At 68.3% G+C, this 14,173-nt stretch carries 11 protein-coding genes; 8 read left to right on the plus strand and 3 right to left on the minus strand.

What is annotated here, in order from left to right; all coding sequences use genetic code 11:
• Positions 1 to 31 precede the first annotated feature (31 nt).
• The 5 genes from N2K98_RS08655 to N2K98_RS08675 all read left to right on the plus strand — a co-directional run bounded on the left by N2K98_RS08655 (position 32) and on the right by N2K98_RS08675 (position 5,397).
• Positions 32 to 1,564, plus strand: coding sequence for a DUF4389 domain-containing protein (locus tag N2K98_RS08655; RefSeq protein ID WP_255865544.1), 1,533 nt, complete (start codon positions 32 to 34; stop codon positions 1,562 to 1,564).
• A gap of 79 nt (positions 1,565 to 1,643) precedes the next feature.
• On the plus strand, positions 1,644 to 2,468 hold the full coding sequence (locus N2K98_RS08660; protein WP_255865545.1) for a hypothetical protein: 825 nt from the start codon (positions 1,644 to 1,646) through the stop codon (positions 2,466 to 2,468).
• A 120-nt stretch (positions 2,469 to 2,588) separates the two neighbouring features.
• Positions 2,589 to 3,038, plus strand: coding sequence for an acyl-CoA thioesterase (locus N2K98_RS08665; RefSeq protein ID WP_227921835.1), 450 nt, complete (start codon positions 2,589 to 2,591; stop codon positions 3,036 to 3,038).
• A 70-nt stretch (positions 3,039 to 3,108) separates the two neighbouring features.
• Positions 3,109 to 4,275 carry a glycosyltransferase gene (locus N2K98_RS08670; RefSeq protein WP_255865546.1) on the plus strand — a complete coding sequence of 389 codons (1,167 nt, stop codon included), beginning with the start codon at positions 3,109 to 3,111 and terminating at the stop codon, positions 4,273 to 4,275.
• 12 nt (positions 4,276 to 4,287) lie between these two features.
• Positions 4,288 to 5,397 (plus strand): glycosyltransferase, encoded by a 1,110-nt coding sequence (locus N2K98_RS08675; RefSeq protein ID WP_255865547.1) that lies wholly within the window; start codon positions 4,288 to 4,290, stop codon positions 5,395 to 5,397.
• Here the strand turns inward: N2K98_RS08675 and N2K98_RS08680 are convergent.
• Positions 5,381 to 6,286 carry a glycosyltransferase family 2 protein gene (locus N2K98_RS08680; RefSeq protein ID WP_255865548.1) on the minus strand — a complete coding sequence of 302 codons (906 nt, stop codon included), beginning with the start codon at positions 6,284 to 6,286 and terminating at the stop codon, positions 5,381 to 5,383. The genes N2K98_RS08675 and N2K98_RS08680 overlap by 17 nt on opposite strands.
• 90 nt (positions 6,287 to 6,376) lie before the next feature.
• On the opposite strand from N2K98_RS08680, the gene N2K98_RS08685 reads away from it, so the two are divergent.
• Positions 6,377 to 7,483 (plus strand): glycosyltransferase family protein, encoded by a 1,107-nt coding sequence (locus N2K98_RS08685; RefSeq protein WP_255865549.1) that lies wholly within the window; start codon positions 6,377 to 6,379, stop codon positions 7,481 to 7,483.
• Here N2K98_RS08685 and N2K98_RS08690 read toward each other — a convergent pair.
• A complete protein-coding gene (locus tag N2K98_RS08690; protein WP_255865550.1) occupies positions 7,480 to 9,774 on the minus strand; it encodes a glycoside hydrolase family 3 C-terminal domain-containing protein in 2,295 nt (764 codons plus the stop codon). The two genes, N2K98_RS08685 and N2K98_RS08690, sit on opposite strands and share 4 nt — an antisense overlap.
• Positions 9,775 to 9,942: 168 nt before the next feature.
• On the opposite strand from N2K98_RS08690, the gene N2K98_RS08695 reads away from it, so the two are divergent.
• Positions 9,943 to 11,601 (plus strand): ABC1 kinase family protein, encoded by a 1,659-nt coding sequence (locus N2K98_RS08695; protein WP_255865551.1) that lies wholly within the window; start codon positions 9,943 to 9,945, stop codon positions 11,599 to 11,601.
• A 94-nt stretch (positions 11,602 to 11,695) separates the two neighbouring features.
• Here N2K98_RS08695 and N2K98_RS08700 read toward each other — a convergent pair whose 3' ends face one another.
• Positions 11,696 to 13,042, minus strand: a complete 1,347-nt coding sequence (locus tag N2K98_RS08700) for an MFS transporter (protein ID WP_255797775.1) — start codon at positions 13,040 to 13,042, stop codon at positions 11,696 to 11,698.
• A 249-nt stretch (positions 13,043 to 13,291) separates the two neighbouring features.
• Between N2K98_RS08700 and N2K98_RS08705 the strand changes: the two genes are divergently transcribed.
• Entirely contained in the window at positions 13,292 to 14,164 is an 873-nt protein-coding gene (locus N2K98_RS08705; protein WP_255865552.1) for a shikimate dehydrogenase, read from the plus strand.
• Positions 14,165 to 14,173: the final 9 nt, after the last annotated feature.

Here is a 14,173-nt window from a genome sequence, read left to right on the forward strand (position 1 = left end):
TACCGCTTTCCAGCGAGCGAAGGGCAATGCCATGAAGGCAGGCAGAATCGTTCTGGTCATCATTGGTTCCCTGCTGGTCCTTGCTGGACTGACGGCCGGGGTCGGTGCTGCTGCCTTGGGGATCCTCGCCGCGGCCCAGCGCGACGACGGCTACCTGTCCGTTCCCGAAGAGACCTACAGCGTCGGTTCCTACGCTCTGACCAGCCAGAGCTTCGAGGTGAGTCCGGGCGTCCGGCCGGAAGACAACGTCGCGACGGTCCAGGTCCGGGGAACCGACCCCGACGGCGAGCTGTTTATCGGGATTGCGTCCGAGGCCGACGTCGACCGGTACCTGGCCGGCGTCGCCCATTCGGAACTCGGGGACGTTACGTTCGAACCGTTCTCCGCGGAGTACGAGGAGATCGCGGGCACCGCCGCACCGGCCCAGCCGGGGGAGCAGGACTTCTGGGCCGCCTCTTCCGCAGGAGCCGGCACGCAGGAGCTTGCCTGGCCGCTGCAACAGGGCGAGTGGACCGTTGTCGTGATGAACGCCGACGCCACCCCCGGGGTCAGGGCGGACCTGCAGGCAGGCATCCGGTCGGATGTCCTGGGACCGCTCACCCTGTGGCTGGTCATCGGAGCCGTCATCCTGGTCCTCGGCGGCACGGCAGTGATCCTTGCTGCCATTCTGACCGGCCGGAAGCATGGCGGAGAATACCCCGGACCCAGCGGCGGGCACGGTCCCTACGGTTACGGAGCAGCCCCGGTTCCCGCTTCCGCACAGCTGGCCGCCGGAGGCACCGGGGCGCCGTATCCCGCCCGGCTCTACGGGGAACTGGACCCCGGGCTCTCCCGGTGGTTGTGGCTCGTGAAGTGGTTCCTGGCCATTCCGCACTACATCCTGCTGGCTTTCCTGTGGATCGCGTTCTGGGTAGCCACCGTCATTGCGGGTTTCGCCATCCTCTTCACTGCCCGTTATCCGCGGGCGCTCTTCGACTTCAACGTGGGGGTGCTGCGCTGGAGCTGGCGGGTGGCGTTCTATGCCTCAGGAGTGCTGGGCACGGACAGGTATCCGCCCTTCAGCCTGGAGCGGACCGACTATCCGGCCGATTTCGACGTCGCCTACCCGGAACGGCTTTCGCGGGGGCTGGTGCTGGTGAAGTGGTGGCTGCTGGTTATCCCGCAGGCGCTGATCGTGGGGGCGTTCACCGGGTCTGGCTATGTCATTGTGCGCCAAAACGGCCCGTTCGGCGGGTGGGACCGGAGCATGGGCGGCGGCGACGGCGGCTCAGCGGTGAACTGGGCAACGGACCCGGCCGGCGAAGGCCTGCGGTCCGCCGGCGGCTGGACAGTGGGCATATCCCTGCTGTCCCTGCTGGTCCTGGTTGCTGCAGTGGCACTGCTGTTCACCGGACGCTATCCGCGTCCGCTGTTCGACTTCGTTATGGGCCTGCAGCGGTGGTCCTACCGCGTCCTGGCGTACGCGGCGCTGATGCGTGACGAATACCCGCCGTTCCGGCTGGACCAGGGACCGGCTGATAGCCGCGACCTGCCGGCTGTCGGGGACGCGGCACGTTCCGGCTAGCCGGCCAATCCGCCGCCGGCGAGGCAATCCCTTGCAGCAGCAGCACCCGCTGCGGGACCCGGTAGGGCATACTGGCCGCATGACGAGCTTGGAAGGGCCGCTTTCCGACCCGCAGTCCGGAGTTTGGATCGCGGAGCGGCTTGCTGAGCCCGGTACGGTTGCGGGCACCGTCCCTGGCGGGTTTGAGGCCTACGCGCGGGTTTTCCACCCGATCCGGGCGCAGCTGCTGGGCTGGCAGCAGGACGGACCGGTGCGTGTTGAGTCCCGCCCCATGCGCTGGGAGGAGCTGGCGGGGGTGCGCGGCACGGTTGCCCACCCGATGATGCAATGGGCCGCCATTCTGGCCGGCTACCGCAATCCGGTATCGAACGAACCGGGGTGGCACTACGAAGACCCGCTGGTCGGCGCGCTCCCGGCGGGCACGCTGGCCGAGGTCAGCCGCGTCCTCGGCGCCCACACGCAAACCCCCGGCAGTTGCTTCGCCGGGCTGTGGGACGGGTACGGCTGGGTGGCCGGCAGCGGGGAAACCCTTTCCCGGTCCGGCGCCGGCGACCGGGAGGCGCTGCCGCAGCCCTTCCGGGGCTACGATTCCGTGGAGACGGTGCGCCGCCTCGAACTGCCGCTGCGCGACTACCTGTTGTTTACCGGCAGCCTGGCGGTCTTTGCCGAACCGGGCTGGCAGGAGCACAACGGCTGGGACCCGATCCAGAGCCCCAACCTGCTCTGGCCGGCCGACGGCGCATGGTTCCTGGCTTCCGAGATCGACTTCGACTCCACGATCGTGGGCGGGTCGGCGGACCTGATCCGGGACCTGCAGCAGGCCGCAGGGCTCGAAGCCATGGAGGTTCCGCCGGACGGTGACCTGACCCACCTCGGCGACCAGCTGAATGAGGCCCCGGACTGAAGCGGCGGCACCGCGCCCGGGAGCGCCGTCACAGCAGCGTCAGACACCTAACAGGGGTCTGTGAGCAAGGCATCCATCGATCCGGCCAACGGGCAACAGTCCTGTGGATAAGCTGAATATATGCCCCTTGAGAACATCAATTTCCATACCCGCAAGTGGGTCCGCCCCGAGGACCTGAACGCCAACGGCACCCTGTTCGGCGGCAGCCTGCTGCGCTGGATCGACGAAGAAGCCACGGTCTACGCCATCCTGCAGATGGGCAACGGCCGGGTGGTCACCAAATTCATGTCGGAGATCAACTTCGTCAGTTCCGCAGTTCAGGGCGACCTGATTGAAATGGGGCTCACCGCAACCAAGTTCGGCCGTACGTCGCTGACCATGCAGGCAGAAGTGCGGAACATGATCACCCGCCGCAGCATCCTCACGATCGACAAGATCGTGTTCGTCAACCTGAATGAGGAAGGCAAGCCCGTCCCGCACGGGTACACCACCATCAGTTACGACCGCGACCGGCTGCCTTCCCACCACATCCCGCCGGTGCCGTTCGGCGCGGAACCCTTCTCCGCCTAGCGCCCCGCCTGCCTGTTCCGGCCTGCCGCTGCCCGGGCCCGGCGGAAAATACTAAGGCATACTTAGTAATATGAGTCTTGAATTCCCCCTGCCGCAGGGGCACGCGGCAGACGGGAAACCACTGCGCATAGCCGTCCTGTCCCACCTGCACCACCCGATCTCCAGCCCGTTCCAGGGCGGGCTCGAAATGCACACCTCGCTGATGGCGGACGAGCTCGCCTCCCGCGGCCACGAGGTCACGCTCTTCGCCAAGGCCGGCTCCGTGTCCGCCGGCCGGGTGGTGGAGGTCCTCCCGGAAAACTTCGAATTCCGGCGCGGGTTGGCACCCGAACGAATGCAGCGGCAGCAGCAGGCCCTGGACGCCGCGCTGGGCTCCGCCGTTGCCGCGGTCCGGGACGGCGGTTTCGACGTCGTCGTGAACAACTCCTTGAGCCTGCTGCCCTACCTTCTGCTGGCGGATACGCCGATGCTGACCATCCTCCACACCCCGCCGCTGCCGTGGATTGTGGACGCCGTAGAGGACGGACGCGCGCCGCTCTCACCGCTGCACCGCTTCGTCAGTGTTTCGGCCCGCAACGCCACCGGCTGGTCCCCGTACCTGCCGGACCTGCACGTCGTCCACAACGGCATCCGGCTGGCGGACTGGCCCGCCGGCACCGGACGCAGTACCGGAACCGTAGTCTGGGCCGGACGGGTCACCCCCGAAAAGGGCCTTCACATAGCGATCGATGCGGCTCGGATGGCAGGCATGGAACTGCACTTTGCCGGGCCGATCAGCGATGCGAAGTATTTCGAACGCACCGTTGCACCGCACCTCGGCCGCGGGGTGCAGCACGTTGGCCACCTCGACCACCGGGAACTGGCCGCCTTCCTCGGTTCCGGAGAGGTCTTCATTGCCTCGCCTGTCTGGTCCGAGCCCTTCGGATTAACCGCGCTGGAGGCGATGGCCTGCGGTACGCCGGTGGCTGCCCTGCCGCTGGGTGCCATGCCCGAGATCATCGACGCCGACGCCGGCCGGCTCGCCGAAGGCCTCGGTGCAGATGCCCTGGCCGCTGCCGTCACGGATGCCCGCCGGCTCGACCGAGACCGGGTACGGAAATCCGCTGCGCGCTTCAGCGCGTCCGCCATGGTGGATTCCTACGAGGAACAAATGCGGTCACTGCTCGAGCCGGACGGACTACCGTCGGGCTCCGCCCTGCCCGCCGCCGGTCATCCCGACGCCGCCCTCGTGCCGTAACAGGAGCAGTACTTGCCTTCCTCCCGCATGCCGCGCGTGGCCTACTATGCGCACCATCACGGCACCGGACACCTGCGTCATGCCGCCAACATTGCCCGGCTGGGAGCCGTGGAGCTGCTTGTCACCGGCACCGCCCCGGCCGGAGGACCCCCGCGGCTGCCCGGTGGTGCGCGGTTTGCGCCGCTGCCGCCCGACGTCGGACCCGACGGTCCGTTCGCGCCCGGACCGGGGGAGTTCCTGCACTATGCGCCGGCTGGATCGGCGCTGCAGTCCCGCTTCAGCCGGCTGCACCGGCTCTGGGAGGAGTTTGCCCCGGACGTAGTGGTTGTGGATGTGTCCGTGGAGGTTGCCGCCTTTGCCCGGCTGGCGGGTTATCCGGTCATCCACCGCCGGATGCACGGGGAACGGACCGATCCGGCCCACCGTCTGGCCTACGACTCCGTTCACCGGCTCATCGCCTACTTCCCGGAAGCCATCGAGGATCCGGCGCATCTGCAGGCTTACGGCTCCAGGAGCACCTATCTGGGCATGCTCGCTCCGGACACCGCTCCCTCCGCCGGGCTCGTGCCGGTGCGGCCGCGGACCGTCGCGGTGCAGACCTCCCTGGGCGGAACCGGCGTGGCGCTGGCGGACGTGCTCGCCGCCGCCCGGCAGACCCCGGACTGGCAATGGGACGTGATGGGACATACCGCCGGCGCCCCGGGCGAGGTTCCCGCGAATGTGGCGCTGCTGGGCGTGGTGGCGGATCCGGGACACCGGCTGGCGGCCGCGGACGTGGTGGTTACCTCGGCCGGGCACAATGCTGTGGCCGCTGCGGCTGCCGCCCGCCGGCCGGCGCTGCTGATTCCCGAACCCCGGCCGTTCAGGGAACAGGCCGTGTTCGCCTCTTCGCTCGCTGCGGCCGGGGCCGCGGCCGCCGCAGGCTTCGCCTCAGTGGCGGACTGGCCGAGCCTGCTGGAAGAGCTGCGCGGATCCGATCCGCAGCTGCTGGCAAGGACCCTGCTGGTTTCTCCCGACGAGTTCCGGGACCGTTTCCTGGCCGCAGTTGGCTCGGCCGTGTCCGGTGTGGATTTGCAGGGGGAGGACGTTCCCGGCGGCGGGAACGTCAGTACGGTGCATTGACGCGGGCCGCGGCGAGTTCGTCCGGCGCCGGACGGCGCAGCAGCCGCAGGTCCCCGCCGTCGCGGTCCCAGGACACGTAGCCGTCCCGGGCAAAGGCATCGAGCCAGCCGGTCATCGGCCAGCTGCCCCATTTGCCCCGGAACGCCTTGGCGTTAATGACAATGGATTCCAGGTGCTGCAGCGGCGGCCGGTGCACGCCGTGGTGCTGGTGGAACATGGTTGCCCCGGAGAACGCCAGCGGGACCGCCTGCCGCTGCGCCGTGAAGGCGAAGTCGGTATCTTCGCCTCCGTACCCGGCAAAGGACTCGTCAAAGCCGCCGATCCGTTCGAAGGTCTCCCGGTGCACGGCAAACCCCAGCGACCAGAACAGCGCGTATTCCCGGGAAGCAATTGCCGGTTCCCCCTGCGCCGGTGCCAGGGCGGCACGTGCGTGGTGCGGCACGGAGTCCCGGATCAGCACCTGCTCGTCGCCGTCGGACACCCATGCCGGCACGTCCGCGTCCGCCGCGAGGTAGCGGGGGCAGGCCATGACCAGGCCGCCGGTCCGGTCCAGGTCCGACAGCAAATGCTCGAACATCCCGATACCGGGGATGCAGTCCACGTCGAGGAAGACCAGTGTCTCGCATTGCGCCGCAGCAGCTGCGGCATTCCTGCCTGCTCCCAGGGGCAGCGGTTCGCCGGGTCCCGACGCCGCATGGACCACCCGCAGCGGCACGTCACTGGGCGGGGGAACAGCCTCGGGCTGGTTCAGGTAGCAGACCACTATCTCGGTGGGCCGGCGGGTGGAGCGGCTGATCCCGCGGACGGCATTGGCCAGGTGGGCATCGCGTCCCGAGCTGATGATGAGCACCGAAAACGCCTGATCCGGGCCGGTCTGCTGCGGCTGCATTCGTTCCTTCCGCCGGGGGTGCCCTCCGCGGGCACCGCAAAATACTAAGTATACTGAAGACGGTTTTTTATCAGCGGCGAAAGAGGATGCGTGGGCAGGGCTGAAGGATCGAACATCAGGGTGGCGTCAGTGCCGCACAGCCAGGTCTATATCCGGCATACCGGCGCCGTCCCCGGTGAGCGGAACCCGGTGGTACGCCTGCCGGACCCGGACCCCCGCAACCCCGGCCAGTCCACGGAGGCGACGTGGTGGCCGCCGGTCATGCTGGACGCAGGCTGGATCCGGGAGAGCGCGGACAGCTTCGACCTGATGCACATCCACTTCGGCTTCGACGCCATTTCGCCCCAGGATCTGCAGGCGGTCACCGACGAGCTGAAGGCCCAGGGAAAACCGCTGGTCTACACGGTCCACGACCTGCGCAATCCGCACCACCTCACGCCGGAGGCACACGACGCGCAGCTGGACGTGCTGATCTCCGCAGCCGATGCGTTGATCACGCTCACCCCCGGGGCCGCGGCCGTCGTCGAGCGCCGGTGGGGCCGCCGCCCGCAGGTGCTGCCGCATCCGCACGTGGTGGATCTCGAGGAACTCGAGCGGCGCCAGGCCGTGCGGCTGGCAGCCGGTCCGCGTGAGGAGTTCCGCGTCGGGGTGCACCTGAAGAGCCTGCGTCCGAACATGATGGAGGGGGCGATTCTTCCGGACCTGCTCGACGCCGTGGAGCAGCTGCCCGGTGCCGTGCTGCAGGTGAACGGGCATCCGGACATCCTTACTCCCGGAGGGGACAAGTACCGCCCGGAACTGCACCGCTGGCTGTCTGAAGCCGCCGCGGCAGGACGGCTCGAACTGCAGGTCCGGGACTACTTCGACGAACCGCAGCTCTGGGACTACCTGTCGAGCCTGGATGTGTCCGTGCTGCCGTACCGGTTCGGCACCCACTCGGGCTGGCTGGAAGCGTGCACCGACCTGGGCACGGCCGTGCTGGCCCCGTCCTGCGGCTTCTACGCCCAGCAGCGCGCCGGTGTCACCGAATTCGTGCATAACGAGGACGGGCTCGATGCCCAGTCCCTGGCCAACGGCCTCAAGCAGGTGCATGCCGCCCGGAACCGGCCGGGAATGAGCCGGGCGGAGCGGACCGCCGAGCGCCGGATGGTCGCCGCAGCGCATGAGGAGCTCTACCGGTCCCTGCTCACGGACTAGGAGGATTCCCCGCCCGCCGGGCCGGCGCCGCGCAGTGCCTGTTCCAGTCCGGCCAGCAGGTCCGGCGTAAGGGGCGTGCCGGGGAACCGGGCCAGCCGGCGCAGCGGCATACTGCCCATGAGCGCCAGCGCGTCGGCCATGCCGCCCGTGCCGGTTCCGCCCGCAGCATCTGTGCTGCTGCGGTCTGCGCCGCCCAGCAGCGTACGCCCCAGCGGATGGGCCAGCCACTCCGAGATGGTCGAATCGAGGGTCAGCGGGGCCGCCGTGCCGTCGGTGCCCGGCAGGTCAATGGTTCCGCTGAGCCGGATATCCCGGGAGGAGGATCCGACGTCGATCCGGTAGGTTCCGGCGTCGGTAATCCACCGGTGCGACGCCGGGTCGAACCTCGCCAGGTCCGGCAGCGGTACCGTCAACGCAACAGGAGCCGAGGCCCCGGGTTCGAGGAAGAGCTTGCGGAAGGCCCGGAGCTCGCGGGGCGGCCGTACCGCGGGTCCCGCGGGAGCGCCCGAGTACACCTGCAGGACTTCGGCGCCGGCCCGGCTGCCGGTATTCGTGAGCGTTGCCTCGACTGCCAGGACCGGCCCCATGTCCGTGTCCGCTAGGCGGAGGGCCAGGCCGGTGTAGTCGAAAGCGGTATAGGACAGCCCGTGGCCGAAGGCGAAGGCCGGTTCGATGGCCCGCGCGTCGTACCAGCGGTAGCCCACCAGCACCCCTTCGCCGTAGCGGACGGTGCCCGCCTCGCCGGGATAGTTTCCAAAGGCCGGAGTATCTTCGATCCGCCGCGGAAAGGTTTCGGCCAGTTTTCCGGAGGGGTTGACGTCTCCCAGCAGGACATCCGCCAGTGCTTCGCCTCCGGCCTGGCCGGGCAGCCACGCCTCCAGTACGGCCGGCACCTGCTCCACCCACCCGGTCTCCACTGCCCCGCCGTTGAACAGGACCACCACGGTCCAGGGATTTGCGGCGGTCACCGCCCGCAGCAGCGCCAACTGGTTCTCCGGCAGTGCCAGGTCCGGTCGGTCGAATCCCTCCGACTCCTTGTCCTCGGGCAGGCCTAGGAAGAACAGCACCGCGTCCGCCGCGGCGGCAGCGGTCTCCGCTTCGGTCACCAGCTCCGGGTCGGGCGTTCCGTCGAGCCGGTAACCGGCGGCAAAGACGGCTGCAGCGGTCCGCTCGGACAGGACCTCCAGCGGGACGCTCACCCGTGTGGGGGTCACCTGCGAGGAACCGGCCCCCTGGTACCGGGGGGTGCGGGCCAGCTCGCCCACCACGGCCAGCCGCAGGTCGGGGGAGAACGGCAGGATTCCGCCCTCGTTTTTCAGCAGCACCATGGATGCCGCAGCTGCCTCGCGTGCCAGCTGGTGGTGTCCGTCCAGGTCCGCATCGTTGTGCGCCGGCGCGGCGGTGCGGTCTGCCAGCTGCAGCAGCCGCGCCACGGATGAATCCACCATCTGCTGGTTGACGGTGCCGGCGACCAGGCCGGCCTGCAGTTCCGCCAGCCCCAGCCCGCCGCTGGCGGGCATCTCCAGGTCCAGTCCGGCGTCGAGTGCGGCCGCCCGGTCGGTGACCGCACCCCAGTCGGACATCACCAGGCCGTCGAAACCCCACTCACCGCGCAGGACCGTCTCCAGCAGCCAGGCGTTCTCCGCGGCGTGGATGCCGTTGACCTTGTTGTAGGCAGCCATCAGGGTCCACGGGTGCGCGGTCCGGACCACCGTTTCGAAAGCCCTGAGGTAAATCTCGTACAGGGTACGTTCGTCCACCGCCGCGTTAATGCGCATCCGGTCCGCTTCCTGGTTGTTCGCGGCGAAGTGCTTGGGGCAGGCCGCCACCCCCTCGGCCTGGAGCGCGCGGATCCAGGCAGCCCCCAGGGCGCCGGCAAGCAGCGGGTCTTCGGAGAAGTACTCGAAGTTGCGTCCGCACAGGGGAGTGCGCTTGATGTTCAGCCCCGGTCCCAGCACGACGTCGACATACGCGGCTGCCGCTTCCCTCGCCGTCGCGGTGCCGAGACGGGCCAGCAGGTCCGTATCCCATGAGCACGCCGTCAGGCATTCGGCTGGGAAGCAGGTGGCAGGAAGCGCGTCGCCGATTCCCGGCTCGGTGTCGCTGCGCGGACGCCGGATGCCGTGCGGCCCGTCGGAGAGCACCAGGGGCCGGAGCCCTGCCGCCGGGGCAGCGGCGGTGCTCCAGAAGGAGGCTCCGGACAGCAGGACGGGTCTTTCGTCCGGCGGGAGAGAGGACACCCGCTCCCGCAGCGAGGCAGCGGACGGCTGGTCAGGTGAGGACATCGGCATGTGCCGGAGTCTAGGTCCCGGCCGCGGCCGGGAGAAGAGCACCGGACGGCTGAAGCGGTACAGGTGCCGTACAGGTGCGGAGCCTGTCGGCGGAACCTGCCCTGCCGCTAGTGTTTCGGTAACGAACAGCACCGGCAGAACCGGAGTCCTCGTGGACGGAGCAGACCAATGATCAGCCAGCTGGACCGTTACCGGCAGATCGCCGAAATCCTCTCCCGCAACGGCCTCGGCTTCCTGGTGTCCGCCCTCGGCCTGGAGGGCAGGCTGCCGTTCCGCCGCCAGCAGGCAGCCGAGCCGGGGGCGAAGCCCCGCACCCGTCCGGAGTACCTGCGTACGGCCCTCGAGGAGCTGGGCCCCACGTATGTGAAAATGGGCCAGCTGCTCTCCACCCGCCCGGACCTGCTGCCCCCGGAGTACCAGCGGGAGCTGGCGAAGCTGCAGGATGACGCCGAAGCGGTCCCGTGGCCGCAGATCGCCGACGAGCTGCGGCAGGAACTGGGCGGAGACCCGCTGGAGGTCTTCCGGTCCTTCGACACCACGGTCATGGCAAGCGCCTCGATCGGACAGGTCTACGCCGCCGTCCTCAAAGACGGCACCGAGGTGGTGGTCAAGGTGCGCCGGCCCGGCATCGCCGCCCAGGTGGAGCAGGACCTGGAAATCCTGCAGAACCTGGCCAATGCGGCCGGCAAGCGCTGGGAAGCCGCCCGCGACTACGATCTCACCGGGCTGATGGACGAGTTCGCCGCCACGCTCCGCTCGGAACTGGACTATCTCCAGGAAGGCCGCAATGCGGACCGGTTCCAGGCCAACTTCCAGGACGACGCCGCGATCACCATTCCCGCCGTCTATTGGGACCACAGCACCTCCCGGGTCCTCACGATGGACCGGATCCGGGGAATGAAGGTCACGGACGTTGCCGCGCTCGACGCCGCCGGGATCGACCGACCGGCGCTGGCGGTGTCCGCGGCACGCGTTGAAATGAAGATGGTCTTCGACGACGGGTTTTTCCATGCGGACCCGCACCCGGGAAACCTTTTCGTTCAGCCCGGCGGCCGGGTGGGGCTGATCGACTTCGGGATGGTGGGCGAGGTGGACGAGAAGCTGCGCAGCCAGCTGTCCGCCCTGTTCATCGGCATCGTGCGCAAGGATCCCGAACGGATCACCAATGCGCTGGTCCGGATCAACGCCTCAGGGATGCGGGTGAACCGGGTGAAGCTGAGGATGGACCTTGGTCCGCTGATCCGCCTGTATTCGGGCAAGGATCTGGCTTCGGCACCGGTGGGAACCATCATCACCACCGGGCTCGGCATCCTGCGCACGCACCACATCCAGCTGCCGCGGGAAATGGCGCTGCTGCTGAGGATGCTGATCATGACCGAGGGAATGGGCGAGGTATTGGATCCCCGGTTCCGGCTGGGCCCCACCCTGGGCCCCTATGCCCGCAGGATGGCGGTTCACCAGCTGAACCCGGTGAACTACGCCCGCAGGCTCGGCCGCGCCGGAACCGAGGTCCTGGAGCTGGGTGCTGAACTGCCGGACCAGGCGCGCCGGCTGCTCAGCACCCTGGAAATCGAGGGAGTGGAGGTCCACCTCCGCGGCGAGGAACTGCTGCCGCTGGTAATGCGGCTGGAGCGCGTGGGAAACCGGCTGGTGGCGGCAATCTTCGCATCGGCGTTTATCCGTGGCGTGGGGGAGCTGACACTGGGTGATTCGTCCCGCTGGAAATCGTGGCAGGCACCGCTGATGAGTGCCGGGCTCGCATCGACGGGGGCATTGGGCGGATACATCGCCTGGACTTCGCGCCGGGCCCGGCTGCGCGGCTTATGACACTGCGGAACGTGACACCGGCGGCGCATACGACGCAGGGCCGGGGCGGGAAATGTTCCCACCCCGGCCCTGCGGGTAATGCGGTTGCCGCCTCCTATGCAGTGGCCGGGCGCACCGGGGCGGCGGTCTTGTCCAGGTGCAGACCCAGTTCCGCTGTCGGGGTGTGTGCGGTCTCCTTGGCGGTGAGGGCGGAAATCGCGGCGATGGCGCAGATAGCGCCGGTGAACATGCTGGTGACTACCCATCCGCCGGGTTCCAGTCCGCCGATGGCAGCAACGATGGACGGTGCAAAACCGGCCATCAGGAAGCCGAGCTGCGTGCCGATGGCGAGGCCGGAGAAGCGGACCTTGGCGCTGAACATCTCTCCGTAGAAGGACGGCCAGACGGCGTTCGCCGCCGCGTAGCCGCAGGAGAATACCGCCACGGAAAGGGCGAACTGCAGCAGGGTGTTACCGGACTCCATGGACAGCAGGTAGAACGGCATGATCACCGCACTTGATACCGCACCGTAGATGAAGACCGGACGGCGCCCGATCCGGTCGGCCAGCCGGCCGAACAGCGGCTGCGTGAACAGCGCGAAGACGTTGCCGGCGACCACGAGCCAGAGCGTAATGTTCGCGTCCACGTCGCCCACCTCGGTGCCGTACTTGATGGCCAGCGTTCCGTAGACGGTGGAAACCGCCGCGATGAAGGCGCAGCAGATGACCCGCAGCACGTCGCGCCAGTGGTCCTTCAGCAGGACGCCCACCGGCAGCTTCACGATCTCGTTGCGTTCCTTGGCCTCCGTGAAGGTGGGGGTTTCATGCAGGGAGCGGCGGATGAAGTAGGTGACTACGACAACCACGGCGCTCAGCCAGAACGGAATGCGCCAGCCGATGCCGTACTTGATGTCGTCCGGCAGGGCAACCACGGGAATGAACACCAGTGCGGCAAGGATCTGTCCGCCCTGGGTGCCGGTCAGGGTCCAGGACGTGAAGAACGAGCGGCGGTTGTCCGGCGCGTGTTCCAGGGTCATGGAACTGGCGCCGGCCTGCTCGCCGGCGGCGGAAAGCCCCTGCATCAGGCGGCAGAAGACCAGCAGGACGGGAGCCCACCAGCCGATCGTGTTGAAGTCCGGCAGGCAGCCGATCAGGAAGGTGGACCCGCCCATCAGCAGGAGGGTGAACATCAGGACTTTCTGGCGGCCCACCCGGTCGCCGAAGTGTCCGAGGATAACGGCGCCGACCGGACGGGCAATATAGGCGAAACCGAAGGTGGCGAGCGACATAACGCTGGCCTGGGTGTCGGCGTCCGGGAAGAACACGCGCGGGAAAATGAGCGCGGCAGCGGAACCGAAGATAAAGAAGTCGTAGTACTCGACGGCACTGCCCATAAAGCTGGCAGTGGCGGCCTTGCGCGGGGTCTTGCCCGTTGCTGGTCCAGCGGGGGCGGATGCGTCCATTGCATCTCTCCTGACGTGGGCTGAGGTTGGGGGGGTGGGCGACGTGTGCGGTATTGGATTGTGCGGCGTTTGTGTACGGCATCGACTTGTGCGGCATCACTTGTGCGGAATGCGCACTTGTGTGCATTCTCCGTACGCTTGAAGTAATGTAGCCCACAGTTAAGGGTCCGGCAAGCAGCGACGCATATGAGTCCTGCGTGGTCGAAAGGGCACCGCCGCCCACAGTTAGGCACCGGAAGGAACAGCGCCATGAGCGGCACCGAGGAATCATTCGTTGTCGGGTTGATCGGGGAAGGCATCACCGCTTCCCTCACCCCGCCCATGCATGAAAGGGAGGCCGATCATCAGGGGCTGCGCTACATTTACCGGCCGATTGACCTCACAAAGCTGGGCCGTCCGGGCACCGACGTCGGAGCGCTGCTGCGCGCCGGCCGGGACCTGGGCTTCAACGCCTTCAATGTGACGCATCCCTGCAAGCAGCTGGTCCTGGCCGAACTCGATGAAGTGTCCGACGACGCCGCGCGGCTAGGCGCAGTCAACACCGTCCTGATCCGCGACGGCAGGTTCATCGGGCACAACACCGATTTCTCCGGCTTCGGCGGAGCACTGGCCGGCGGATTGCCGGACGCCAAGCTGGACGCGGTGGTCCAGCTCGGCGTAGGCGGGGCAGGAGCGGCCGTGGCCTATGCCCTGCTCAAGGCGGGCACCGGCCGGCTGACCCTGCTGGACCTGGACCCCCTGCGCGCTGCGGAACGCGCCGCAGCACTGTCCGGGCTCTTCCCGGACCGGGAGATTATCTCCGGCACGCCGGCAGACCTTGCAGCCGTCCTGCCCGGAGCCGACGGCCTGGTCCATGCCACACCGGTGGGGATGCATTCCCATCCCGGCCTCGCCGTGGACCTGGACCTGCTCAGCCCCTCCCAGTGGGTGGCCGACGTCGTCTACCGTCCGGTGGAAACGGAACTGATCCGCGGCGCACAGGCGCGGGGCTGCAGTGTGCTGGACGGCGGCCGGATGGCCGTGGGCCAGGCCGTGGACGCCTTTGAGCTGATTACCGGCATCCGGCCCGACGCGGCGCGGATGCTCACCCACTTCCACGAACTGATTAGCCAGGGCCGCTGAGGGCCGGGG

This window comes from Arthrobacter jinronghuae, assembly GCF_025244825.1.
Taxonomy (GTDB): Bacteria; Actinomycetota; Actinomycetes; order Actinomycetales; family Micrococcaceae; genus Arthrobacter_B; species Arthrobacter_B jinronghuae.

Excerpts from the sequence above, each read along its gene's own strand:
- N2K98_RS08660 (WP_255865545.1), top strand. The coding sequence starts at position 1,644 with ATGACGAGCTTGGAAGGGCCGCTTTCCGACCCGCAGTCCGGAGTTTGG.
- N2K98_RS08700 (WP_255797775.1), bottom strand. The coding sequence starts at position 13,042 with ATGGACGCATCCGCCCCCGCTGGACCAGCAACGGGCAAGACCCCGCGC.
- N2K98_RS08670 (WP_255865546.1), top strand. The coding sequence starts at position 3,109 with ATGAGTCTTGAATTCCCCCTGCCGCAGGGGCACGCGGCAGACGGGAAA.
- N2K98_RS08705 (WP_255865552.1), top strand. The coding sequence starts at position 13,292 with ATGAGCGGCACCGAGGAATCATTCGTTGTCGGGTTGATCGGGGAAGGC.
- N2K98_RS08695 (WP_255865551.1), top strand. The coding sequence starts at position 9,943 with ATGATCAGCCAGCTGGACCGTTACCGGCAGATCGCCGAAATCCTCTCC.
- N2K98_RS08655 (WP_255865544.1), top strand. The coding sequence starts at position 32 with ATGAAGGCAGGCAGAATCGTTCTGGTCATCATTGGTTCCCTGCTGGTC.
- N2K98_RS08690 (WP_255865550.1), bottom strand. The coding sequence starts at position 9,774 with ATGCCGATGTCCTCACCTGACCAGCCGTCCGCTGCCTCGCTGCGGGAG.
- N2K98_RS08680 (WP_255865548.1), bottom strand. The coding sequence starts at position 6,286 with ATGCAGCCGCAGCAGACCGGCCCGGATCAGGCGTTTTCGGTGCTCATC.
- N2K98_RS08665 (WP_227921835.1), top strand. The coding sequence starts at position 2,589 with ATGCCCCTTGAGAACATCAATTTCCATACCCGCAAGTGGGTCCGCCCC.